This window comes from Gilliamella sp. B3482 (assembly GCF_026536805.1).
In the GTDB taxonomy this organism is placed as follows: Bacteria; Pseudomonadota; Gammaproteobacteria; order Enterobacterales; family Orbaceae; genus Gilliamella; species Gilliamella apicola_E.
On sequence record NZ_JAFNNL010000003.1, the window covers coordinates 419,846 to 444,926 of the forward strand.

General features: G+C 33.8%; 24 protein-coding genes and 1 pseudogene. 18 read left to right on the plus strand and 7 right to left on the minus strand.

Features of this window, described 5'->3' with window-relative positions; genetic code table 11:
- Positions 1-76 precede the first annotated feature (76 nt).
- On the minus strand, positions 77-520 hold the full coding sequence (gene bamE / locus J3U18_RS07480) for an outer membrane protein assembly factor BamE (protein WP_065563231.1): 444 nt from the start codon (positions 518-520) through the stop codon (positions 77-79).
- A gap of 208 nt (positions 521-728) precedes the next feature.
- Here bamE and J3U18_RS07485 point away from each other — a divergent pair, with 208 nt between their 5' ends.
- The 6 genes from J3U18_RS07485 (at position 729) to J3U18_RS07510 (ending at position 9,234) form a co-directional block, all read left to right on the plus strand.
- On the plus strand, positions 729-1,340 hold the full coding sequence (locus J3U18_RS07485; RefSeq protein ID WP_220224823.1) for an FKBP-type peptidyl-prolyl cis-trans isomerase: 612 nt from the start codon (positions 729-731) through the stop codon (positions 1,338-1,340).
- Between the two features lie 364 nt (positions 1,341-1,704).
- Positions 1,705-2,526: a 4-hydroxy-tetrahydrodipicolinate reductase gene (dapB, locus tag J3U18_RS07490; protein WP_267353440.1), complete on the plus strand. Its 822-nt coding sequence runs from the start codon at positions 1,705-1,707 to the stop codon at positions 2,524-2,526.
- 8 nt (positions 2,527-2,534) lie between these two features.
- Positions 2,535-3,032, plus strand: coding sequence for a tRNA adenosine(34) deaminase TadA (gene tadA / locus J3U18_RS07495; protein ID WP_065563228.1), 498 nt, complete (start codon positions 2,535-2,537; stop codon positions 3,030-3,032).
- Positions 3,033-3,156: 124 nt separating this feature from the next.
- Positions 3,157-3,696 carry a hypoxanthine phosphoribosyltransferase gene (gene hpt / locus J3U18_RS07500; protein WP_065563227.1) on the plus strand — a complete coding sequence of 180 codons (540 nt, stop codon included), beginning with the start codon at positions 3,157-3,159 and terminating at the stop codon, positions 3,694-3,696.
- A 17-nt stretch (positions 3,697-3,713) separates the two neighbouring features.
- A complete protein-coding gene (locus J3U18_RS07505) occupies positions 3,714-5,432 on the plus strand; it encodes an autotransporter assembly complex family protein (protein WP_324169791.1) in 1,719 nt (572 codons plus the stop codon).
- A 1-nt stretch (position 5,433) separates the two neighbouring features.
- On the plus strand, positions 5,434-9,234 hold the full coding sequence (locus J3U18_RS07510) for a translocation/assembly module TamB domain-containing protein (protein ID WP_267353442.1): 3,801 nt from the start codon (positions 5,434-5,436) through the stop codon (positions 9,232-9,234).
- A 42-nt stretch (positions 9,235-9,276) separates the two neighbouring features.
- On the opposite strand, the gene mnmD is transcribed toward J3U18_RS07510, so the two are convergent.
- Entirely contained in the window at positions 9,277-9,990 is a 714-nt protein-coding gene (gene mnmD / locus J3U18_RS07515; protein WP_220224826.1) for a tRNA (5-methylaminomethyl-2-thiouridine)(34)-methyltransferase MnmD, read from the minus strand.
- Between the two features lie 86 nt (positions 9,991-10,076).
- On the opposite strand from mnmD, the gene J3U18_RS07520 reads away from it, so the two are divergent.
- The 7 genes and pseudogenes from J3U18_RS07520 to J3U18_RS07545 all read left to right on the plus strand — a co-directional run bounded on the left by J3U18_RS07520 (position 10,077) and on the right by J3U18_RS07545 (position 15,013).
- Complete coding sequence (locus J3U18_RS07520) at positions 10,077-10,814, plus strand: 1-acylglycerol-3-phosphate O-acyltransferase (protein ID WP_267353443.1); 738 nt, start codon at positions 10,077-10,079, stop codon at positions 10,812-10,814.
- On the plus strand, positions 10,804-11,571 hold the full coding sequence (cmoM, locus tag J3U18_RS07525) for a tRNA uridine 5-oxyacetic acid(34) methyltransferase CmoM (RefSeq protein WP_267338444.1): 768 nt from the start codon (positions 10,804-10,806) through the stop codon (positions 11,569-11,571). Before J3U18_RS07520 ends, cmoM begins: the two co-directional genes overlap by 11 nt.
- Before the next feature lie 31 nt (positions 11,572-11,602).
- Positions 11,603-11,713, plus strand: a pseudogene (locus J3U18_RS11920) (CBS domain-containing protein); the annotation flags it as partial.
- A gap of 118 nt (positions 11,714-11,831) precedes the next feature.
- Positions 11,832-12,758 carry an ADP-glyceromanno-heptose 6-epimerase gene (gene rfaD, locus J3U18_RS07530; protein ID WP_267353444.1) on the plus strand — a complete coding sequence of 309 codons (927 nt, stop codon included), beginning with the start codon at positions 11,832-11,834 and terminating at the stop codon, positions 12,756-12,758.
- An 11-nt stretch (positions 12,759-12,769) separates the two neighbouring features.
- Positions 12,770-13,810: an ADP-heptose--LPS heptosyltransferase RfaF gene (gene rfaF, locus J3U18_RS07535; RefSeq protein WP_267353446.1), complete on the plus strand. Its 1,041-nt coding sequence runs from the start codon at positions 12,770-12,772 to the stop codon at positions 13,808-13,810.
- Between the two features lie 2 nt (positions 13,811-13,812).
- The gene (gene rfaC, locus J3U18_RS07540; protein WP_267353448.1) at positions 13,813-14,775 is read left to right on the plus strand and encodes a lipopolysaccharide heptosyltransferase RfaC; all 963 of its coding nucleotides are present in this window, start codon (positions 13,813-13,815) and stop codon (positions 14,773-14,775) included.
- A 37-nt stretch (positions 14,776-14,812) separates the two neighbouring features.
- On the plus strand, positions 14,813-15,013 hold the full coding sequence (locus J3U18_RS07545) for a YaeP family protein (protein WP_065734473.1): 201 nt from the start codon (positions 14,813-14,815) through the stop codon (positions 15,011-15,013).
- Here the strand turns inward: J3U18_RS07545 and J3U18_RS07550 are convergent.
- From J3U18_RS07550 to trmA, 3 genes are all read right to left on the minus strand, one after another.
- Positions 15,006-16,418 carry a heavy metal sensor histidine kinase gene (locus J3U18_RS07550; RefSeq protein ID WP_081299540.1) on the minus strand — a complete coding sequence of 471 codons (1,413 nt, stop codon included), beginning with the start codon at positions 16,416-16,418 and terminating at the stop codon, positions 15,006-15,008. The two genes, J3U18_RS07545 and J3U18_RS07550, sit on opposite strands and share 8 nt — an antisense overlap.
- Positions 16,396-17,082 carry a heavy metal response regulator transcription factor gene (locus J3U18_RS07555; RefSeq protein WP_065563213.1) on the minus strand — a complete coding sequence of 229 codons (687 nt, stop codon included), beginning with the start codon at positions 17,080-17,082 and terminating at the stop codon, positions 16,396-16,398. The genes J3U18_RS07550 and J3U18_RS07555 overlap by 23 nt, the downstream gene beginning before the upstream one ends.
- A gap of 351 nt (positions 17,083-17,433) precedes the next feature.
- Positions 17,434-18,534, minus strand: coding sequence for a tRNA (uridine(54)-C5)-methyltransferase TrmA (gene trmA / locus J3U18_RS07560; RefSeq protein WP_267353450.1), 1,101 nt, complete (start codon positions 18,532-18,534; stop codon positions 17,434-17,436).
- A gap of 243 nt (positions 18,535-18,777) precedes the next feature.
- Between trmA and srmB the strand changes: the two genes are divergently transcribed.
- On the plus strand, positions 18,778-20,088 hold the full coding sequence (srmB, locus tag J3U18_RS07565) for an ATP-dependent RNA helicase SrmB (protein ID WP_267353452.1): 1,311 nt from the start codon (positions 18,778-18,780) through the stop codon (positions 20,086-20,088).
- 118 nt (positions 20,089-20,206) lie between these two features.
- Positions 20,207-20,809, plus strand: a complete 603-nt coding sequence (locus J3U18_RS07570; protein WP_065563210.1) for a peroxiredoxin C — start codon at positions 20,207-20,209, stop codon at positions 20,807-20,809.
- 150 nt (positions 20,810-20,959) lie between these two features.
- Here J3U18_RS07570 and J3U18_RS07575 read toward each other — a convergent pair whose 3' ends face one another.
- Entirely contained in the window at positions 20,960-21,292 is a 333-nt protein-coding gene (locus tag J3U18_RS07575) for a DMT family transporter (RefSeq protein WP_267353454.1), read from the minus strand.
- A 1,512-nt stretch (positions 21,293-22,804) separates the two neighbouring features.
- Between J3U18_RS07575 and J3U18_RS07580 the strand changes: the two genes are divergently transcribed.
- Genes J3U18_RS07580 through J3U18_RS07590 form a run of 3 tightly spaced genes read left to right on the plus strand, consistent with a single transcriptional unit; the run spans position 22,805 to position 24,750 of the window.
- Complete coding sequence (locus J3U18_RS07580; protein WP_267353455.1) at positions 22,805-23,683, plus strand: tyrosine-type recombinase/integrase; 879 nt, start codon at positions 22,805-22,807, stop codon at positions 23,681-23,683.
- Positions 23,684-23,693: 10 nt separating this feature from the next.
- Positions 23,694-24,221, plus strand: a complete 528-nt coding sequence (locus J3U18_RS07585; RefSeq protein WP_267353456.1) for a hypothetical protein — start codon at positions 23,694-23,696, stop codon at positions 24,219-24,221.
- Position 24,222: 1 nt separating this feature from the next.
- Positions 24,223-24,750 (plus strand): tail fiber assembly protein, encoded by a 528-nt coding sequence (locus J3U18_RS07590; RefSeq protein WP_267353457.1) that lies wholly within the window; start codon positions 24,223-24,225, stop codon positions 24,748-24,750.
- Here the strand turns inward: J3U18_RS07590 and J3U18_RS07595 are convergent.
- Positions 24,747-25,079: a tail fiber assembly protein gene (locus J3U18_RS07595; protein WP_267353459.1), complete on the minus strand. Its 333-nt coding sequence runs from the start codon at positions 25,077-25,079 to the stop codon at positions 24,747-24,749. The genes J3U18_RS07590 and J3U18_RS07595 overlap by 4 nt on opposite strands.
- Positions 25,080-25,081: the final 2 nt, after the last annotated feature.

Consider the following 25,081-nt stretch of genomic DNA (forward strand, 5'->3'; position numbering starts at 1 on the left):
AGTAATAATTGATCGAATTAAATAAATAAAAACCTCGCAGAATGACGAGGTTTTTTTGAAAATTTTATTCCGATTATTACTCTTCAGGGGCTTGTGGCGGACGTGAACTATTCGGTTGATCATCATCAGATTTTATATTAATTGGGTCTGAAATACCCTGTTGGTTCATCTCTTCTAAAGATAAAGAACCTTCTAAAGACGAAGTTTTAATATCAGTAACTATACCCATCTCATTAAAGTAAATAGCATAATTAATTTGGCTTAATTTTCCATGTTGAGGTTGTTGGCGGAAAACATAGTACCAAACATTACCACCAAAGGCTGAAGTTAACATTGGCGAGCCCATAATAAATACGACCTGATCTTTGGATTGACCAACTTGTAATAATTCAATCGCTTCTGGAGAGATATAATTACCTTGATTTATATCAGGTCTATAAACTAAACGGTCAACAAGTGAACAACCAGTTATCGATATACTAGTCACAATTGCAAGCGGAATAAGTTTGAAAAACGACATCTAAATTAATCCATTCAAATATATAATGTCGCTTATTATCGCTGATATTTTGACTAAGCGCTAGATAAAATAAAAAAAACTTTAGGTAATAGGATATAAAATGTTTGCTTATATTGATGATAATTAACAACTGTTAATATTTTACTTTTTATCTCGAATGTTAATGCTCTATAATAAAAAACTATTCTCAACAAATGACAGGTAAAAAATGAAATTAGATACAATTGAGCAAAAAGCAAGTTATGCAATTGGACTTCAAATTGGCCAACAGCTAAAAGAATCTGGCTTACATAATTTAGAGTTAAATGCATTGAAACTTGCTATGGAAGATGTGCTAAGCGGTAATCAACCGGCTTTACCTTTACAAGAATTGCATGATGCCCTTCGTCATGTTCATGAAGAAGCAGCTAAAGAAAAAGCTAAACAAGCTGAAAAAATTGCCCAAGCAGGTAAAGACTTTTTAGCTGAGAATCTAAAAAAAGATGGCATCAAATCGACTGAATCTGGTTTACAATACGAAATTATTAAACAAGGTGATGGTGCATTCCCTAAAGCAACTGACCGTGTTCGAGTCCATTATACTGGGCAGTTAATTGATGGTACGGTATTCGATAGCTCAGTTGAAAGAGGACAGCCAGCTGAATTCCCTGTCAATGGTGTGATTCGCGGTTGGGTTGAAGCATTACAATTAATGCCAGAAGGTTCAAAATGGCGTTTATATATTCCTCAAGAGTTAGCCTATGGTTCGCAAGGGGCTGGCGCTTCAATTCCTCCTTATAGTGCATTAATTTTCGATGTAGAATTATTAAAAGTACTATAAGTTTATATGGGCGCATTCGCGTCCCTATTATCAAGTTCAATCGCAAATCAATTGCTTTATTTGATCTCTCAATATTTCGCAATAAAAAGTGGATATACTAAGAAAGTATTATCTATAATGTAAAACAACGCTTTTTGACTAAAGTGTAAATCATCAATAATAGGCAAAAATGCCCCCTTCAAATCAATCCTCTTAAAAATATGGTTAAAAGTGCCGTCTTATGGCATCCGTTATTACTATTTAGTTTCAACGTAGTCTCAATAAAGCATGAAATGTATATCATTTTGTTTAAGTATATAAGTTGAAAGTTTTCCGCTATAATAATTTGTTATAAATATCTGATAAAAAAGTTAAGGAAAGTTATATGGCTACAAGTATGATTCGTATCGCTATTGCTGGCGCTGGTGGAAAAATGGGGCGACAGCTTATTCAATCTGTGTCACAAATAGAAGGGGTTACATTAGGTGCAGCATTTGAAAGAGAAGGATCATCATTGATCGGTAGCGATGCTGGTGAACTTGCCGGAATTGGGGCCTGTGGAATTAAAGTGACTGATAATCTACTACAGGCAAAAGACCAATTTGATGTATTAATCGATTTTACTCGTCCTGAAGGCACACTGGCTCATTTAGCTTTTTGTACAGACAATAAAAAAATGATGATTATCGGTACAACAGGATTTGATGAAGCAGGCAAAAAAGCGATTGCAACAGCAGCTAAGCAAATTGCTATTGTATTTGCTGCAAATTTCAGCGTTGGCGTGAATTTAGTGCTCAAGTTACTTGAAAAAGCGACTAAAATTATGGGTAGTTATACTGATATCGAAATTATAGAAGCACATCATCGTCACAAAGTTGATGCACCTTCTGGCACCGCACTAGCTATGGGCGAAGCAATTGCTGATACTTTAGGCTGCGATTTAAACGACCGCGCAGTTTATTGCCGAGAAGGACATACCGGTGAAAGACCAAAAGGCGCTATTGGATTTGCAACTATTCGTGCTGGTGATATTGTTGGTGAGCATACGGCTATTTTTGCCGATATTGGCGAAAGAGTCGAAATTAGCCATAAAGCCTCAAGCCGAATGACGTTCGCCAATGGTGCAGTCCGTGCTGCATTATGGCTTGCTGAGCAACCTGAAGGACTTTATGATATGCGCGATGTGCTTAATTTAAACAATCTATAATATTGAGTATGTTAGATGAAATTTGGATGCGACGAGCATTAGAATTAGCAAAACACGCAGAATCACTAGGCGAAATTCCTGTTGGAGCGGTTATTGTTGATGAACATAACCAAATCATTGGTGAAGGTTATAACCAATCAATAATTAATCATAATCCAACTGCTCATGCGGAAATTATGGCAATAGAACAAGCCGGTCAGTATAAAAAGAATTACCGATTAGTAAATACAACTTTATATGTCACCCTTGAACCTTGTATTATGTGTGCGGGGGCAATCATTCATAGTCGCATCAAGCGTGTGGTCTATGGAGCAAGTGATTTTAAAACTGGTGCGGCAGGTTCTTACATTGATATTCTTTCCCGAACAGGAATTAATCATTATGCTCAAATCATTGGTGGCGTATTGGCTGATGAGTGTAGTTCAATGTTAAGCGCTTTTTTTCAGAAGCGCCGCCAACAAAAAAAGCAAAATAAACAATCAATCCTCAAAACAATTGAAGATTAATTTAATATTTAAAAGAAAATTCTTTTAATCATATCTTAATTATTTGATAAAAAATTAATTCTTTTTACCTATGAAAATTGTTAAAATCTGTTCTGATTTTTTAAAAGTACACTGAGCATTATTGATGAAAAAGCACACATTAGAAACGATGATATCGGCTGAAGATATCCAAACACGAGTAAGTAAATTAGGGCAACAAATTAGCCAAGATTATGCTCAAAGTCAAAACGAGCTTATATTAGTTGGTTTGTTAAGAGGTTCGTTTATTTTTATGGCTGATTTAAGCCGTGCTATTACTGTCGGGCATGAAGTTGATTTTATGACGGCTTCGAGTTATGGCAATGCGGTGGTAAGTAATAGAGATGTTAAAATATTAAAAGATTTAGATGAAGATATTCGCGATAAAGATGTGTTAATTGTCGAAGATATTATTGATACAGGTAATACGCTTAGCAAAGTGATGGCAATACTTAAGTTGCGTCATCCGCGTAGTATTGAAATTTGTACATTACTAGACAAACCATCTCGGCGTGAAGTAGCAGTACCTGTTAAATATATTGGATTTTCCATCCCTGATGAGTTTGTGGTTGGTTATGGTATCGATTATGCACAACATTACCGCCACTTACCTTATATTGGACATGTGAAATTACTTGAATCTTAAACATTATCGAGGTGTATGTGTTACGATTTTCTCGCTCATTATGCTTACTTTTAATGGTTACGACAGCATCAACTTATGCAGACATGAAGTTATCCATTAAAGGATTGTCTGGAGAGCTTGAAGAAAATGTTGACGCACGCCTTTCTTTAATTACGCCAGATAAGATTAATAATACGCCAAATTTCAAACGTTATTTTGAGAGTGAAACTCAAAAAGCACTACGTGCTTTAGGTTATTATTCCCCTACTTTTGAATATGATGAAACCGATCCTAAAGTATTATCGGTAAAAATAACTCCTGGACAACCTGTCAGAATAAAACAATTAAATATCAATCTGAATGGTGAAGGGAAACAAGATAAAGATTTTCAAGAATTAATGGCGACACAATTACCTAAAATTGGTGATGTGTTAAACCATGGCTCTTATGAGAATTTCAAGAAAGGATTACAAAGTATATCGTTAAAAAAAGGGTACTTTGACGCAGATATGCCTACTCATCAATTGGCGATAGCTCAATTTGATCATCAAGCTTTTTGGAATATAGACTTTAATACAGGTAAGCGTTACAAATTTAGCAAAGTCAATTTTCCTAATGCAAAAATCCGTCAGGATTATCTTCAAAATATTGTACCGTTTAAAGAAGGTGATGAATACTCTGCTGAAGATTTATCTTTATTAAATCGCCGTCTTAGTTCAACTAACTGGTTTAATTCTGTTGTGGTTACACCAGATTTCCCTCATCTTACAGCAGATAAAGCATTACCCATTGAAGTTGCAACAACACCTAGAAAAAGAAATGCAATGGACTTAGGTTTGGGCTTTTCAACCGATAATGGTGTGCATGGTAAAATTGGTTGGAATAAACCTTGGATTAATAGCCGAGGACAGAGTTTTCAAAGTAGTTTATCCCTCTCATCACCTGAACAAATTATTACGATGAGCTATAAAATCCCTTTGAAAAAAAATCCGATTGAACAATATTACACTATTCAAGGTGGTTATAAAAAAATCGATAATAACGATACTTATTCTCGATCTTATACATTTGGTGTGCTTCGTAATTGGGATAACTTTGAGGGTTGGCAAACAGCATTAGGCTTAAATATGTTGCGGGACAACTTCACTCAAGGTGATGATAGTTACAAAACCAACTTATATTATCCATCAATTAGTATTTCGCGTATTCGTAATGATGGTAAGTTATTGCCTATGTGGGGCGATTCTCAACGTTTTTCAATTGAAGGCGGTGCTGATGCGTTAGGATCTGATATCAATTTAGTGCGTTTTCAAACACAACAAACTTGGATTCGTTCAATAAAACAATCTCATCGATTCATTGCTAGAGGCAATTTCGGCATTATCCAAGCCAGTAATTTTGAGCGAGTTCCGCCCTCTTTCAGATTTTTTGCTGGTGGTGACCGAAGCATCCGCGGGTATAGTTACCAATCCATATCACCTAAAGATAAAAAAGGTAAATTAAAAGGCGCGTCAAAACTGATAACCGGTTCTGCTGAATATCAATACAATGTTACTGGTTCTTGGTGGGGAGCGGCATTTATTGACACTGGTGAAGCGATAGATAAAGTCGATAAAGCTAAGTTTTATACAGGTACAGGCTTAGGTGTTCGATGGGCTTCACCGGTAGGTCCAATTAAGTTCGATTTAGCAACACCTCTAAACAAAAAAGATAAAGGCTCAATACATCTATATATTGGTTTGGGAAGCGAATTATAAAATGGCAAAAAATCCAAATAGAGTAAAAAAAGCTGAAAAAATAAAACGAATCCAAAAGTGGAAAAAACGCAGTATTGTCGTGTTATCCATTTTTGTTTTTCTCATCACCTTTATTATTTTGATGATCTATACCAGTTTAGGAGTAAAACTAACAACTTACGTACTTAATAAGTTTTTACCAGAATTAAAAATTGAACAAATAGATGGCACTTTTCATAATTTACACCTTCAAGGGCTGTCATTGGAACTTCCGGGCATTGATGTTAAAGTAAAAGATGCAAAATTCAAATTGAATGGTTCATGTTTGATTCAAACCAAAATTTGTGTCAAACAGTTTGATGCTGATGGTGTAAGCGTTATTATTGATACTGACAAAATCAATCGTTCACCAGATGAACCTATTCCCGAAAAACGAGAAACAATTAGTACACCACTACCAATTGATCTTAAGCAGACCCATATCACTAATGTCAATGTAAAAGTCAATGATATGCAATTTGGCATGTCAGACTTTACAGGTAAAGCTAGATGGGTGAATGAAAAAATTTATGTTTATCCATCAGTTGCTATGGATTTATCAGCTATCTTTGCCGATACTGATGATAATAAATCAATTACTACTTCAAATGATGATTTACCATTAAATCAAAAAATTAACCAAATATTTAACCAACCTCTAATTACGTCACTACCACAAGTTAATATTCCATTAGATTTTGATGTTACTAGTTTAACCGGTAACAATTGGTTGCTACATATTGGTGGTCAAGATTACCATTTCAACCAGGTTAGTATTAAAACGGATACAATTAATAATCATATTATTGTAAAACAAGTTGAAACTGATGCTATAACACCATATGCCAATGGGCATGCTTTTGTATCAGGGCAGATTACCTTAGGCGATGATTGGCCTATTTTTGCTTTAGTGAAAGTGGATACTGAAAGTAATCATCTTAATGGACAGTTTTCAGGAAAATTATTAGGTCAATTGTCCACTTACACCAATATTAACGGATTGAACCAAATTACTATTGATGGGCAAATTAACTTTATTGAGAAATATTTACCATTAATGGCTAAAATCAATGGTAAACATATTCAATGGCCAATTGAAGGTAAGCCACAATATCAGTTAGATAATTTTAATATCGCATTAGATGGAAATACCGAAAAATATAATATGCTAGCCAAAGGCGATATTAAAGGTGAAGGTTTACCTGGTACCAGTTTCGACGTTGTTGGTAATGGCACAAATCAATCAGCATCCTTTGATCATGCTAATATTAAATTACCTCAAGGTAGCATTAATATTACAGGTTATTTAGATTGGCAAAAAGCTTTAAAATGGGATACTAATATAAAATTAGATGATGTTGATCTTACTAAAGAATTACCTGCCTACCCTATTCGTTTAGCCGGACAATTAAAAACCACAGGGGCATTCGATAAGGACTCATGGCAATTAAATATACCGGATATGCAGTTAAAGGGTAATATAAAACAAGCAAACTTTTCAGCTAATGGTAATTTGTTTGCCGATTCTAACCACTCTATATCAGCCAATAACCTTGAAATGGTTTGGGGTAAAAACCAAATTAACATCAATGGTTCTACAGATAAGGGAAATTTGAATGCGCAACTTAATTTAAGTGCTTTATCATTACTGGCTGATAATCTCAATGGTGCTGTTGTAGGTAATATTAAAATGACAGGAAATAGCGCTTCCCCTGTTATTAATACAAATTTAAATATTAACTCATTAAGTTATGAATCTATTTCGATAGCCAAAGCAAACCTAACTGGCAAAGTTCAATATACCAATCAATTTAGTGGTCAATTGAATCTAGTTGGTCAAAATATCGATATTGCAAGTGAAAGTATCAAAAAAGCTAACATAGAACTTTCAGGTAATGAAGCTCATCACACTTTAACTATCAACCTTGTTGGAAGCCCTATTTCCATGACAACTTCTTTAGCAGGTGAACTTGATAAAGAACATACTATATGGACTGGAAATATACCGCGTAGTTTAATAACATTAGGAGATAAGAGCCGTTGGCAATTAACCAAGCCGATCAGTCTTTCTTATGATATCACTAAAGAAATTCCAACTATTGGCGCTCATTGTTGGCGTGATAATATTTCAAGTATCTGTTTAGATAAATCATTTTCTATTGCGCCAAATAATGAAACATCAATTACATTAAAAGATATTGATCTGGCTAAGTTACCTATTCCAAATGATGGTGAAACTAAAATTGATGGTTTCATAAATGGAAAGGCAAATATTAAATTTGATGACTCAAGCAAAATTCCAAGTATCAAAGCAAATATAACTAGTAATAAAGTTTATGTTAAACAAATGATCACTAATCAAGCTTTGCCGATTCCATTTGATTTCTTCAATATCAATGCAGAATTTAATGAGCAACAAGCTAAGCTAGATTGGCGTTTTAGTTTAAATAAATTAGGAAAGATCACTGGTGATTTATTAATTAAAGATCCTACCGCCAAAAAAGAGTTAAGTGGCCAATTGAATATTGACAATTTGGCATTAGCGATTGTGAATCCGTTATTGAGTAAAGATGAATATGCCAAAGGCGCTATCAATGGTAATATCAAATTCTCTGGCTCATTAATGGACCCAATCTTGAATGGTGGCATCAATTTAAGACATAGTGATATTAAGACTTATCAATTACCAATTGATGTAAAATCCGCTATGGTTGATATTAAATTCAATGGTAAATCATCAACATTAAAAGGTGTATTAGTTACTAAATCTGGAAATATCAATATTAATGGCCAAGCTAGTTGGAATAACTTTGAAAAATGGCAAGCTAATATAACTGTAAATGGTGCCGCTATGGAGGTTACTGTACCGCCAATGATTGTTATGTCTGTCATTCCAGACATTAAGATCGAGGCAACGCAAGATGAACTAACGGTACTTGGTAAAGTTTCAATTCCAAAAGGTAAAATTACGGTTGATTCACTTCCGCCTTCAAGTATTGATGTTTCTCCTGATGAAGTAATGTTGGATAGGAACTATAAACAAATTCAACCACAAAACTTTGGTATGAAAATTAATAGTCATATCGAAATCAATATTGGTGATAACGTCACGGTCGATGCATTTGGATTAAAAGCATCATTAAAAGGGAAATTGATCGCAACACAGACTAATAAAGGGTTAGATTTACATGGTGAAATTCTTATTCCTAATGGTCGATTCCATGCCTATGGACAAGATTTAATTATCCACAAAGGAGTTGTCACTTTTTCAGGACCAACCGATCAAGCTATCTTAGATATAGAAGCAATAAGAAATCCTGACTCAATGGATAATAGCAATATTACAGCAGGAATCCGAGTTAAAGGATCTACAGAAGATCCTAAGATCGAAATATTTTCTGATCCAGCTATGTCACAACAAGAAGCACTTTCTTATTTAATTCGAGGCCAAGGTCTTGATAGCTCCGATCAGAGTGACAACGATATGATGACGGCATTTTTAGTCGGTGTTGGGACAGCAAAAACAGGAAAATTCATCGGTGATATAGGTAATGCTTTTGGAATTAAAAATCTAACTTTAGATACTCAAGGAGCAGGCAATAATTCAAAAGTGGTAGTGAGCGGCTATATTTTACCTAATCTACAATTAAAATACGGTGTAGGTATTTTTGACTCATTAGCAACGTTTACCTTACGATATAGACTTTTACCAAATTTATACGTGGAAGCTGCTTCTGGTCTAGCACAAACTTTAGATCTTATTTATCAATTTGAATTTAATTAATTTCAAACATCTAATTTAGTTTGCCAAAATTGGCAAACTAAATTAAGATTTACTACCAATAAGCATTTCTCGCTTAACCCCAAATCCCTTATGTTTTTTGACATTAAAACCTGCATTGATTAAATTACGTCGAACAAATCCTGCCGCAGTAAAAGTAGCAAAAGAACCTCCTTCATTCGTTAAGTCATAGCACTTTTTAAAAAGCGATTCCGACCACATTTCAGGATTCTTTGCAGGTGAAAAACCATCAAAAAACCAAACATCAATCAAACAATTTTGTTGTTTTAAAAACTTTGGATAGTGAGTGATATCGTCATAGCAAATAACTAAATGAGTATCATCTAAAACAATACTTTGAGACTCGTTTAAAGAATCTCTTAATTGTTTGGCTAGTAAACTCAAAGAATCATTACTGTTGATTATTTTACTATGAACTTTTGACATTTCTTTTTCAGATAAAGGATATTTTTCAACACTAAAAAAATCCAATCTTTTAAGAGGACTATTAGGTTTATTCTCTCTAAATTGTTTGAATATCTGCCAAGCAATTAAAAAACTTAGACCTGTACCAAAACCTGTTTCTGCTATAGTGAAGATTTCGCGCTGATGTTGCAAAAAACGCTCATATAAACTATTTCCTTCAATGAACACATAACGTGTTTCATCGATTGCGCCGTTGGTATTAAAATAGATATCATCAAAATAACGAGAAATTGGGGTTTGATTTTCATCCCAAATGATTGTTGATTCGTGCATAAACATCCTTCAAAGCGATATTTAACAAACTGTATATTCTTATAGATTACGTATATAATACGCCAAGTTAACTTATGAGGTAAATTATGGTTTTTCTTTTTCGCTTAATCATCGTGTTATTTATTGGTATTTTAACTTGTGTACTAGGCGTTATTTTTTGCTTATTCAATCCTCGCAACCCCAAAAATGTGGCTCGATTTGCCCATCTTTTCAGCTTTTTCTTTAAACCAATATTAGGAGTAAAAGTCGATACTCGTAAATACCCAGAAATTGAAAATTTAGGTAGCTGTGTATTTATTGCTAATCACCAAAATAATTATGATATGGTTGTCGCTGCTGATATTGTACAGCCTAAAACAGTTACGGTAGGCAAAAAAAGTCTTGCTTTGATTCCATTCTTTGGTCAACTTTATTACCTTACAGGAAATATTTTGATTGACCGTAACAATAAATCAAAAGCTCGTGATACGATTAATTTGGTCGTTAAAGAAATAAAAAAACGTGGTATATCAATTTGGATGTTTCCTGAAGGAACCCGTAGTAAAGGGCGAGGTTTGTTACCCTTTAAAACAGGCGCATTTAAAGCAGCTATTGCAGCTGGAGTCCCTATTGTGCCAATTTGTGTATCGGATACAAATAACATTAAGCTAAATCGCATCAATAATGGTCATATGATTGTCGAAATGCTCTCGCCTATTGAGACAAAAAATTTACGTAAAGAAGATGCAAGAACTTTGATGGAACAATGTTATCAACAAATGTCAGAAAAAATTGCTCAGATTAATTTAGAAGTAACTAAATTAAATAATAAATATGACTGTTAACGATCGTAATTTTGATGATATTAGCCATAAATTTGCCAAAAATATTTATGGTACAACTAAAGGCAAAATCCGAGAAGCTATTGTTTGGCAAGAACTTGAAAACATATTAGCCAAATATCCTAAACCTATCAACATCCTTGACGCTGGTGGTGGTCAAGGACAAATAGCGTGTAGACTTGCCAAATTAGGACATAATATAACTGTTTGTGATATTTCCAAACAAATGCTGGATTTAGCTAGCCATCAAGCACAACAAGAAAATTTAACCTTAAACTTTATTCATTGTTCAATTCAAAATCTTGATCAGTTTATCGATCAACCTTTTGATCTTGTGATTTGCCATGCTGTATTAGAGTGGGTAGCTGATCCTGTACAGATAATCCAATCTTTAAAAAGACATCTAAAAAAAGAGGGGTATTTATCTTTAATGTTTTATAACTATCATGGACTATTATTTAAAACGGTGACATTAGGTAACTTTGGATATACTCAATCAGGACTTGCTAAACGCAAAAAGAAAACCTTATCGCCTGATTATCCTCGTGATCCAAATCAAGTGTATCAATGGCTAATTGAACAAAGTTTTGAGATTACGAATAAAACAGGAATCCGAGTCTTTCATGACTATTTAACTAATAAGTCAAAAGCAGAAACTCATTTTGATCAGTTATTAGAAATTGAAAAACAATACTGCCAAAGCGAACCTTATATTAACTTAGCTAGATATATTTTAGTTACTGCAAAATTATTAAATTAAGATTTTGAGATAGCGTAGTCCCTTATCAGATGCTTTAAATATAATGGAACAACACAAGCCAAGACCAATAACAGTTTTACCGGTACTTGATGTTAATGAAAAATTCATAGGTATGATTCACATAACTGATATATACCATTAAATCGTATCATTTTTTATCATAAATTCATTAGCAACAAAACTAAGATGTAGAAATGAATACTCGAAAATTTGCCAATAAATCGTTATTATATTATTTTTACTAGTTAAAGGTTGTGATTATGATTGTTGTTACTGGCGGTGCTGGGTTTATTGGAAGTAATATCGTTAAAGGATTAAATGATCTAGGGCACAAAGATATTTTAGTTGTAGATGATTTAACTGATGGTACTAAATTTTCGAATTTAGCTGATTTAGATATTGCTGATTATAAGGATAAAGATGAATTTATAGCAGAAATAATATCTGGCGAAAATCTTGATATTGAAGTTATTTTCCATCAAGGTGCTTGTTCATCCACAACAGAATGGGATGGCAAATTTATGATGGAAAATAATTATAATTATTCCAAGGATTTGCTCCATTATTGTTTAGATTTTGATATTCCTTTTTTATATGCATCCTCAGCTGCCACCTATGGTGGTCGAAGTGATAATTTTATTGAAGAGCGTTCCTATGAAAAACCATTAAATGTTTATGGTTATTCAAAATTCTTATTCGATCAATATATTCGAGAAATCTTGCCACAATCGAACTCACAAATTTGTGGATTTCGTTATTTTAATGTTTATGGTCCACGGGAAAACCATAAAGGTAGCATGGCTAGTGTTGCGTTTCATTTAAATGAACAAATCAATAAAGGGGAAAAACCTAAATTATTTACTGGAAGTGATAATTTTAGACGTGATTTTATTTATGTTGGAGATGTCGTTGAGGTAAACTTATGGTTCTGGAAAAATAATGTTTCAGGCATCTTTAATTGTGGAACTGGACGAGCTGAATCTTTCCAATCAGTAGCTGATGCCGTTTTAAATTATCATCAAAAAGGTGAAATTGATTATATCCCTTTCCCAGATCACCTGAAAGGACGTTACCAAAGCTTTACTCAAGCTGATTTGACTAAATTTAGAAAAACAGGATGTCCAATTGAGTTTAAAACAGTTGCACAAGGTACAACTGAATATATGAAATGGTTAAACGAGCAATAAGAGGAACAACAATGAAAACCCTGATTATTGGTCCATCTTGGGTTGGTGACATGATGATGTCCCAAAGTTTATATCGCACTTTAAAGCATCTAGAGCCAACTATTGAAATTGATGTAATGGCACCTGCTTGGTGCCGTGCTTTATTGAATAAAATGCCTGAAGTCAATCAATCAATTGCTATGCCAATTAATCATGGGGAGTTTGCATTAACTAAACGTTACCAGCTAGGAAAAGAATTACGTCAATACGACCAAGCAATCATTTTACCTAACTCATTTAAATCAGCACTGATTCCTTTCTTTGCTAAAATTCCTAAACGCACTGGCTGGAAGGGTGAGATGCGTTATGGTTTATTAAATGATATGCGCATACTTGATAAAAAAGCTTTTCCATTAATGGTCGAACGTTATGTCGCCCTTGCCTACCCTAAACAAGATATCCATTCAGCAAAAGATATTCCTCAACCAATTTTATGGCCAAAACTGAGTGTTGAAAAGGATGAGGTTGAGCAAGCATTATTAAACTTTAATATTCCTACAGATGTTCCTTTAATTGGATTTTGTCCTGGCGCTGAATTTGGCCCTGCTAAACGTTGGCCTGATTATCACTATGCTGCATTGGCTGATTTGATAGTAAAACAACATGCTAAAATTATTATCTTTGGTTCAGAAAAAGATAAAGCTGTTGGTGAACAGATTATTGCCAAAATGGCGCATGGTGATCAGTGTATTAATCTTGCTGGCCAAACAAAATTAGAACAAGCGATCAACTTGATTGCGGCATGTAAAGCAATTGTCACTAATGATTCAGGCTTAATGCATGTTGCAGCTGCACTTGATAAGCCTTTAGTTGCACTTTATGGACCAAGTAGCCCTGATTTTACTCCCCCATTATCAAATAAAGCAGAAGTCATTAGACTCATTACTGGCTACCACCGAGTTCGTAAAGGTGATAGTGAGCAAGGTTATCATCAAAGTCTAATTGATATAAAACCCGATCATGTTTTTGAAACATTGATGAAACTTATCGTTCGCTGTGAAAAGAGTAATTAATTATGCGTGTATTGGTTGTTAAAACTTCATCAATGGGTGATGTGTTGCATACTTTACCGGCTTTAACCGATGCCGCCAACAATCTACCAAATATTACATTTGATTGGGTAGTTGAAGAAAACTTTTCACAGATTCCAAGTTGGCATTTTGCTGTAGATGAAGTTATCCCAGTTGCAATAAGACGTTGGCGAAAAAACTGGTTTGCTAAAACGGTTCGTGAAGAACGCCACCAATTTATAGAACATTTAAGACGACAACAGTATGATTGCATCATTGATGCTCAAGGTTTAATAAAAAGCGCATTTTTAATTACTCGTAAAGCGCGAGGTATTAAGCATGGCTTAGATCGACAAAGCATCAAAGAACCCATCGCTAGTTGGTTTTATGATGTTAAACATCATGTCCCTAAACAGATGCATGCCATAGAACGTGTTCGGATGCTGTTTGCTAAAAGTCTTAATTATTTGCAACCTGATTCAATCGGTGATTATGCTATTGCTCGTCATTTCTTAACTGCATTACCTGATGATAACCAGAAATATTTAGTATTCCTTCATGCTACTACTCGTGAAGAAAAGCACTGGACAGAAGAAGCATGGCGAGAATTAATTAAATTAATTCAACCAACAGGACTAAGGATTAAACTACCATGGGGCGCTCCTCATGAGCAAGAACGGGCTTTACGCTTAGCACAAGGATTTAATCACGTTGAAGTATTACCAAAGCTTTCTCTTAACGAAATCGCAACGATTATTGCGGGTTCAAAAGCTGTAGTGTCAGTAGATACAGGATTAAGCCATTTAACAGCGGCACTAGATCGTCCTAATATAACTTTATTTGGAAAAACCGATCCAAACCTAATTGGAGGATATGGCAAAAACCAACACAGCATCATTTCAAAAGATAAAACGATGCAATCAATCACATCCAATGAAGTTTATCAAATGTTAACTGCTTTTATTTAAATTGTATTTGAGTTTCAATAAATAGGAAGATAATAATATGAACAAATATCATGAGCTAATTCGTGAAAGATATGCTCAAATTGGCAGTAATGATTTAGGTTATATTGAAGATGCGTTAGGTGCGGTAATGATGGTACTTAATGAAGTAGTCGATAATCAACTAGTACCTCAAGATCTAAGAGAAAAAGCCGCATACGCTGCAGCTAATCTCTTAATAAGTGATTATGATGTTAAATAACGGTCGGAAGATTGATTATAAAACGTGTAGACAGATCATCTGATTCAACATAAATATGACCCTTATGTGTATCGATAATCGATTTTACAATAGCCAAACCAATTCCGGTACCTGAGCTATCTTTGTTATTTCGATGACGCGATTCATCAACTCGATAAAAGCGGTCAAAAAGATGAGGTAAATGACGACTTTCAATCTTTTTACCAGGGTTAGAGATGATAATTTGAATTCGTTTTTGCGTGAGTTGACCCAATTTAATCTTAATTGTTTGATTTTCAGGGGTATAACGAATCGCATTGGAGATGATATTACTTATCGCCCGCCCTAACATCATTTTATCGCCTTGAATATGAGAACAATTACCTTCAAGTTCAAAAGTAATATTTTTCTCATCAGTCAAAGGTTCAAAATATTCACACATTAAACTAATCATCGAATGTAAATCTATATCGATAAGATTAGGTACTAGCTGATGATTATCGGCTTGTGCTAAAAAAAGCATATCCGATATCATCTGAGACATTTTTTCATACTCTTCTAAATTAGAATATAAAATTTCTCGGTACTCTTCTGTAGAGCGCGCATTATTTAAAACAATTTGCGTTTGTGTCGTTAGATTTGTGATTGGTGTTCGCATTTCATGGGCAATATCTGCGGTAAAATTGCGTTGTCGTTCAAAGACATCTTCCATTCGATGAAGCATATTATTAAACGCCTTAACCAAACTCACATATTTTACAGGAACCGAAGCTGTTGAAATACGATAATTTAAGCTTTTCATATTAATTCGTTCAATTTTTTTAATTAAACGATTAATTGGTTTTTGTGTGTAATAAATGGAAATTAACGATCCAATCAATGCTAACACACAAGAAATAGCAATTAGTAAACCTAATCCATTTCTCAATCGATTTATAAATTCAAGCTGTAAATTGCGCGCTACTGCAACTATTGTCGTATATTGACGCCCTTCATCCAGTAGAACTCTGGAAGCACCGATACGATAAGATGATTTATCGATATTCCAAATCGCCGTACTGTTTTCGGTAATCAATCGTTCAAAATCTTCTTGTGATAAAGCAATAGATAAATTAGGACCACGAGTGCGATACACAATTTTTCCTGAATCATCAATGATATAAACAAATAAATGATGATGACCTGTCAAGATGAGTAGTAGATTTTGAAAGAATTCATCTCGATTTTCATCGGGTGAATAATAGGTAAGTTCTCGTTCGATTGAGGTAATAACTGAATTCAATTCCGAAACATTTTGCTGAATTGAAATTTTTTCAAACGTATGTTCAATAAGATAACTGAAACAATAAAGTAGCCCGCAGGTTAGCAGGCATACGATAAGTGGTATACGAAAAGATATGAAGTTACTCTGCTTCATCCAAGACATCTAATTTATATCCCATTCCACGGACTGTATGAATTAATTTAGGTTCAAAATCGGCATCGATTTTGTTCCTCAATCGCCTAATTGCTACATCAATTACATTGGTATCGCTGTCAAAATTCATATCCCATACTTGTGAAGCAATAAGGGATCTTGGTAAAACTTCTCCGGGATAACGTAAAAAATATTCTAGTAATAAAAATTCTTTATTCGTTAAATCAATTCTTTTATCACCTCGGGTTACTGTTCGTTTAGGTAAGTCCATAATTAAATCAGCAATGCTTAATTGATAATTATTGACTTGTGGAACGTTTCGTCTTAATAAGGATTTAATTCTTGCTAACAATTCAGCGAAAGAAAAAGGTTTAACTAAATAGTCGTCTGCGCCTAAATTGAGTCCTTTCACTTTATCTTCAACACTTCCCATTGCAGTAAGTAAAATAATTTGAGTATCTTTCCCTGCTTCACGCAAAGACTGTACAATTTTCCAACCCACAATATCAGGTAGCATTACATCAAGAATAATCAGATCATAATCTTCAGTCATTGCTCGATGATAACCATCGAGTCCGTTATCAGTAAGATCTACAATAAATCCTGATTCAACTAAACCTTGACGAAGATATTCACCGGTTTTTTGTTCATCTTCAACAACTAACAATTTCATATTGAATATTCCTTAATGTTTTATCAGGTTATCGAAATTGCATAATGCAGTTATAGGATATATTAGGAAGTCAAATGACATCATGACATTTCAGTGACTATTTTGTAATTTTGCAGTCATTAAAACGTCTGTTTAGGTTTGCTATAGTAGCACCACAATGATTCATGAGGCTAGACAGTATTGTTTCATTGTTTTATTTCCTTTCATCCATTCCTTGCAATTTAATGCAGCCCTAGTTTATCTAGGGTTTTTTTTTGCTTTTTAAACCACTTAATATGAAATAATTGGAATAAAACAGTTAATTTGGCATAAAATTTATCTTATTTAAACCAGATTAACCGTTTTTGAATATTATTGATATTCCTTTTTACGTAATACAATACCTGTTTCAATATGATCAGTATAAGGAAATTGGTCAAACATAGCAAAATGTTCTATATAATGCGTTTGAGTAAGTCGTTGCAAATTATCTTTTAAAGTATAAGGATTACATGAAATATAGACAATTCGATCATAACTTTGAATGATATTAATCGTTTTATCGTCTAATCCCGCTCGAGGAGGATCTACCAACACAGTTTGACAATGATAATCTTCTAAATTAATACCATTTAATCGATTAAAATCCCTCTCTTTCCTAATGGCAGAAGTAAACTCCTCAGCAGATAATCTCACAATAATTAAATTATCAATATTATTGATTTTGATATTATGTTGTGCTGAATAGACGGAAGCTTTTGCAATCTCAGTTGCTAAGACTTTATTAAAATTTTGAGCCAATGCAATCGAGAAATTACCGTTACCACAATAAAACTCTAGAAGATCACCTTTCGACTCTTTAGTTATCGAAACAGCCCATTCCAACATTTTTATATTGATAGCCGCATTAGGTTGAGTAAAACTGTTTTCAACTTGTCGATATTTAAAAGTCTTATCAAATATTGGTAAAACCTCATCAACATAATCAGCATCAATGGCAATTTTTTGATTACTTGCTCGACCAACCAGATTAGCATTAATCCCTAGTTCAGCTAATTGTTGTTTTAAACGCTCAGCAGCAATTATCCATTCGTCACCTAATTTTTTATGATACAAAAGTGTTATTAATAACTGCCCACTAAGTGTAGAGAAATAATCAATTTGAAAAAGCTTATGACGCAAATTATCGTTATATTGAATTAAAGGTAAAATCGACTGCATTGCCTTGTTAATCAGTTTTGAAGCAATAGGAAAACTATCTATTCTGACTCTTTTCTTCTTATCATACATTATATGATAAAGCTCATCACCATTATGCCAAATTCTAAATTCAGCACGCATTCGATAATGACTAATAGGTGAAGAATAAGTCACTAACTCGGGTAATTGAAAATCAGATAATATCGTTTTTAAATTGATTATTTTATTTTGTAACTGCTGGTTATATTTATCGTTCGAAAAAGATTCTGTCATATTTATAATTCGACCATCAATTTTGATAAAGAGTGAATAGTATTTTATAATTTCTAAAAATCATAATTCTATCATAATCCCCAGCTTATGATAAGCTCATACGCCAGTAGTTGCCTATCAAATAAAGCGTCTGCAATTAAAACAATTTTTACTTTCATATGATATGATTGGTTGCTGATAAAGATTGTAGTTATAGCGATTGCCGTTATAATGTGGGGCAAAATGATAGATTAGAAGAGCACTATGACAACGCAAACTTTCTCTGATTTACAGTTAGATGATATTTTAATTGAAAATCTGCAAGCGCAAAACATTAACGAACCCACAGCAATACAAGCACAAACTATCCCTGTAGCCCTAGACGGTAAAGATGTTTTAGGATCAGCACCCACAGGAACAGGTAAAACATTGGCATTTTTAATTCCAGCGGTACAACATCTGCTTGATTTTCCACGTCGAAAACCTGGACCGCCAAGAATATTAATCTTAACCCCCACTCGAGAATTAGCTATGCAAATAGCTGAACAGGCAAAACTACTAACCAAGTCAACACACTTGAGTATAGCCACGATTACAGGTGGGGTTGCTTATATGAATCATGCCGAAGTTTTCAGCAAAAATCAGGATATAGTCATTGCAACAACCGGACGTCTATTACAATACATTAAAGAAGAAAACTTTGATTGTCGTGCAGTAGAAATACTAATTTTGGATGAAGCCGATCGCATGTTAGATATGGGGTTTGCTCAAGACGTTGAAACCATTTCAGCTGAAACGCGCTGGCGTAAACAAACATTACTATTTTCAGCAACGTTAGAAGGTGAAGGATTACATAGTTTTGCTAATCGAATTCTTAACGAACCTGTTGAAATCAATGCTGATCCTTCTCGAAAAGAACGAAAGAAGATTTTACAATTTTATTATCGTGCTGATGATTTGACACATAAAGTCGCGTTGTTAACTCACTTATTAAAGCAGGAAGAAGTTAAAAAAACTATCGTCTTTGTTCGTAAACGTGAACGCGTACATGAATTGGTTTCACTGCTGCATCAAGCTGGAATTCATAGTTGTTATTTAGAAGGAGAAATGGTTCAAGCCAAACGTAACGAAGCCATCAAACGGATGAATAACAACACGGTCAACGTACTGGTAGCAACTGATGTTGCTGCTAGAGGGATAGATATTGACGATATTACCCATGTTATAAATTTTGATGCACCTAAAACGGCTGATGTCTATTTACATCGAATTGGTCGAACCGCTAGAGCAGGGAAAAAAGGTACAGCAATTATGTTGATTGAGGCGCACGATAATGAGTTATTACAAAAAATTGAACGTTATATTCGTGAGCCTATCAAATTAAGAACAATTGATGAACTACGCCCAAAAACCAAAGCACCTAAACCAGTAACAAAAAAGAAACCTTCGCAAAAAGCTAAACAAAAAAATGTGGTTAAAAAGCGAGAAGAGACGAAAAAGAAAAAGCTAAAACAACGTCACCGAGACATTAAAAATAAGGGAAAACCCAATAAAACGATAACTAAAACCGAATAATAATTTACTTACCATAGGTTAAACTTATGAAATCAATTGCTGATAACAACTTGGCGTATCGGCTCAGATTGATATAATGATTCGCATATCAAGCATCTATAATAAAAGGAAAAATGTTATGACATTAGTCACTCGTAAAGCACCAGATTTTACTTCAGCAGCAGTACTAGGTACTGGCGAAATTGTAAATAATTTTAATTTAGCTGAGCATATTAAAGGTAAATATGCCGTAGTATTTTTCTGGCCTATGGACTTCACTTTTGTATGCCCATCAGAAATTATTGCATTCGATCACCGTTTAGAAGAGTTCAAAAAACGTGGTGTTGAAGTAATTGGTGTCTCAATGGACTCAGAATATGTTCATAATGCATGGCGTAATACACCACAAGATAAAGGTGGTATCGGAGAAGTGAAATTCCCTATCGTTGCCGATATAAAACATAGCATTATGCAATCTTATGGTGTTGAACATCCTGAAGCAGGTGTCGCTCTTCGTGCATCATTTTTTATTGATAAATCAGGCGTTGTTCGTCATGAAACAATTAATGATTTACCAATTGGTCGTAACATTGATGAAATGCTACGTATTGTTGATGCTTTCCAATTCCATGAAGAACATGGTGAAGTTTGCCCTGCACAATGGACAAAAGGAAAACAAGGTATGCAAGCAAATCCAAATGGCGTTGCTAGCTACTTAAAACAACACGCTAATGAAATCTAAGTTGAGAAACATGCTATTATAATTAGCTTAGAAATATTTTTGAAAAACGCAAACCGGAGTACAACTCCGGTTTTTTTATGTTCAAACGCTAACTACAGTCAGATAACGTTCAAATAGTATTTAAGTTATTATCAACGCAATATGTTTATATTAATGCCCGCTAACATTTGAAAATAGGTTAATAATAACCACACCAAATATAATAAAGCCCATACCAATTAATGCTGCTAGATCTAAAGATTGCTTCATAAAAATCCAAGCTATCAAACTGATAATAATAATCCCGATCCCCGACCAAATCGCATAAGCAATACCGACAGGAATTGTTTTTAAGGCCAACGAAAGAACATAAAATGACGCGCTATAACCAACAATAGTAATTATTGAATATAATAAATGCGTAAAACCGTTAGAAAGTTTTAATGAAGAAGTTGCAATCACTTCACAAATAATCGCAATAAAAAGTAATAGATATGAATTCATATTATGACTCATAAGTTAGTTGAAATAAAAAATGAAGACTCGCCATAAATCTTAGTGTGATCTATACAAACTCAGTAAACACACAATTCAGGAAAAAATAGAATAAATGCAGGGGTATGAGGGATCAGAAAAGAGCTATTAAAAAAATACTTATTAAACATATAACGTTTATTATCCACTCAACACCTTGATGTAATATACCACTCCTCAATAATAAAGTAAAAAGTTAAAAGAAAACCGATTACTTTTTAGTATATTACTTTTCGAGTGATGAGTCCCTTAAAGTCATTATCAATTTTCATTGATTTATACATTTGATTCAGAACTTTTTATAAATTACGCTAAACGATTAAATATGTTAATCAGCACGACAATTGCTCACTATTTTTGATAAAATAAAAAATACCCTATTAAAAGATTTCGGTAGTCGATTCAATCTCAAACATTGAAAAAATTGTTCAAGTTCGATTAAATACCGCACTTCAATTAGCATTCAATACTCTTATCTTATCAACATCATCTCAAAAAATATTCAGCTATTAAGTAAACACAAAATGCTTAATAATGAAATAATTAAGCTAACAATGATAAATCCAATTAAAAATTTACCAACTTTATAATAAAACCTATTTGTCTCATTTTCTCGCTTCTTTCTATTGAAACAAAGCAAAAGAATACCTATGAGAAGAATTGGTAAATAGATATACCAAAAATAAAACGGTGCAACTATTAACAGAATTAGAATTACTTGGCCTGTAGTTAGTGAAAACATTTGGAATTTCTATACTTAAATAATTATAACGTGCTATTAAGAATCATAACAAATCTATGATTCAACTTCATAGAAGAGAAATAGTATATGTAACGCCTTAATAAATCAATAATTATTTTCCAAGATGTGGGATAATAGTATTGGATGAATCTGGTGAATGGTGGGTTGTGAGGGGATCGAACCCGCGACCAATTGATTAAGAGTCACATGTATTATTATTTAACGTGTTTTTAATTTATTAATATTCAATTAGTTATGAGGTTAGCCAATTTAAAATATGTATATTTATTCACTATTTTTTGTTATTTTTAACAAAGTTTACGGCACAAATACGGCACACTAATTTTTTGCGATCCACTTCCCACAATTTCACTTCAAGTCACACTCCAAAAAAATATTAGTTTATGATGAATAAAACTAACTAATCTTTCATAACATGATCACAATAAACTATACAAAAACAATTTACATACTAACCGATCCAGACACCGATTCAATTTACGATTGCGACAATGATTCGTACTTGATTTTTCCGTCATGCGATATACACAATGATTGGTGGTGTTTTTATAAAAACGGTAGATTAAACAAAGTCGGAATTTTTGAATCGTATCAAGATGCCGTAGAGCATGTTAAGTTGCAGCTTGACAATTTATTTAGTTAGTTAACTACAGCAAATTGTAAATAATATAGCGAAGTCTACAAATTTTAGTGCAAAATAATAAATTTTAGGATGCACTATGTTATTTCTATCTAGACTATTCAAATCAACAAAACCTCAAACAGTAAATAACTGGCTAGATGAATATATAAAAATTCTCGATGGACGCAATTTAAAACCAAAAACGATCGAAATTAAAACGTATTTAATAAAAGTTATTCGTCAGCAAATTGGAGATAATCCTCTCACACAAATAACTCCACCTGATATCACAAAATTAATTAAAATATATACAGACCAAGATAAGGCTCCATCCGCAAAATGCATGTATCATCTGCTAAAAGACGTGTTTCGTGAGGCGTACGCTCACGGTTGGAATGACAGAAACCCAGCTGAACCAATCAAATGCCCCACAGTTGTGGTCAAACGTTCACGGATGACGTTAGGCGAGTTCAAAAAAATATTGAGTGAGGCGGAAAAAACAGGAAACAAAATAATGCATGACGCTATGACATTAGCATTAGTCACAGGTCAACGTCGTTCAGATATAGCTGAAATGAAAAAATCAAATGTTAAACGAAATTATTTATTAGTTGATCAATACAAAACAGGTGCAAAAATCGCGCTACCGATAAAACTGGAATGTAAAAAAATTGGCACTAGTTTACGAGACATTATTGAATCAGCTGATAATGATTTTTTAGTCAGTCGTAATAATGAAAAAATAAAATTAGACGATATAACGCGTCAATTTTCACGATTACGCGATAGAGTTTTTAATCGTGATTATTGGACGGGAACACCTACCACTTTCCATGAAATTCGCTCACTAGCAGAACGTTTATATAGAGAACAACGAATTGATACAATGACATTATTGGGTCATAAATCTCAGCAAATGACTGATAAATATAATGATAGTCGAGGTCGTGAATATAAAAAACTGAGAATAAATTAAACCTATTTACATGGTAGGTAGCCATTTAGTGTGTTCTGACTGGATTGGTAAATGGGATTTTTCGGCATTTCGTCGTAGTGAGTTGCCGTTCGGTTGGTATTTTATGAACGGAGATAATTATCTGCTTAGTTCGCCACAAGGACAAGCATTAAATAGTTTATCAGCTAATTATAAAAACGATCATCGCATTACGATTAAAACTATTAACGGTCTACAATATATTAACGTGCCAACTGCATTTGCTCCAGATGGACGTGGCTGTTTTATACGTGCTGTGGATGGAACTACTCGGCAAGTAGGTAGCTGGGAGGATGATGCTATACGTAATATTACCGCCCGATTCGGTAATATTCTCGCCTCGAAACTAGATGCGAGCGGTGCGTTTAGGGTTGATGCCGTTGCTAGCCCAGCATATGGCGGGAACTCCAGCGGATGGCATACAGCTGTATCGTTCGATGCGTCGCTAGCAGCACCAACCGCAAATGAGAATAGATCTATAAATATCGGCATGACGCCAGCAATTTATTTGGGAGTTTAAAATGATTAATTATTATTACGATAACACAAACGATTTAAAACCATTTACACATCAATTAGAAGCGAACGATGACACATTACCACCTGATAATGCGTTGCGAATTTCTCCTACATTTAAAGAAGGTTATTGTCCGTGCGAAAAGGGAGGGAAATGGATTCACATTGAAGATAACCGCGGAAAAAATGCGTATAATATTGAAACAAAAGAAACTGTTAAAATTGATTATCTAGGTCCAATAAAAAGCGGTTTTACGTTATTAGAACCATTCGATTTTTGCAAATGGAATGGTAAAAAATGGGTACTTGATGAAGAGCAGAAAAATGCTTTTATCATTAAACTAAACCAATCAAAATTAGCAAATTTGTTATCTGATGCTAATAGTGAGATAGAAATCTTGAATGACAAAATAGAGCTTGAAATAGCAACAGATGATGATAAAAAACTACTTAAAAAATGGAAATTGTATCGTATACAACTAAAATCTATTGATACAAGTAAATTAGATATTGAATTACCAGTTAAGCCCTAAACGGGCTTTTCAGGAAACAAGGCATTAACATCTGACGTATCAACACGAGTTAATAATATGCGATATTTTTTCCATTTTTTAAGTTGCACTTCTTCATCAGCCTCTAGCATGTCTAAATCTATAACATCCTGTAAAATAGCTATTTTTTCGTTAGCCTCGTTGATTAGTGAGATTTTCATAGCTTTATTTTGCGAGACAATTTGTTCGTCAGACAAATGAATAGGGGCAGGTTCAACCAGCTTTAGCTTTCCTTTTACCTCTTTTAAAGCCTTGCCTTCTTCATTCGCTTTAATAGCCATTTCTGCGTATTCTTCGTTCGTATATGTCATGA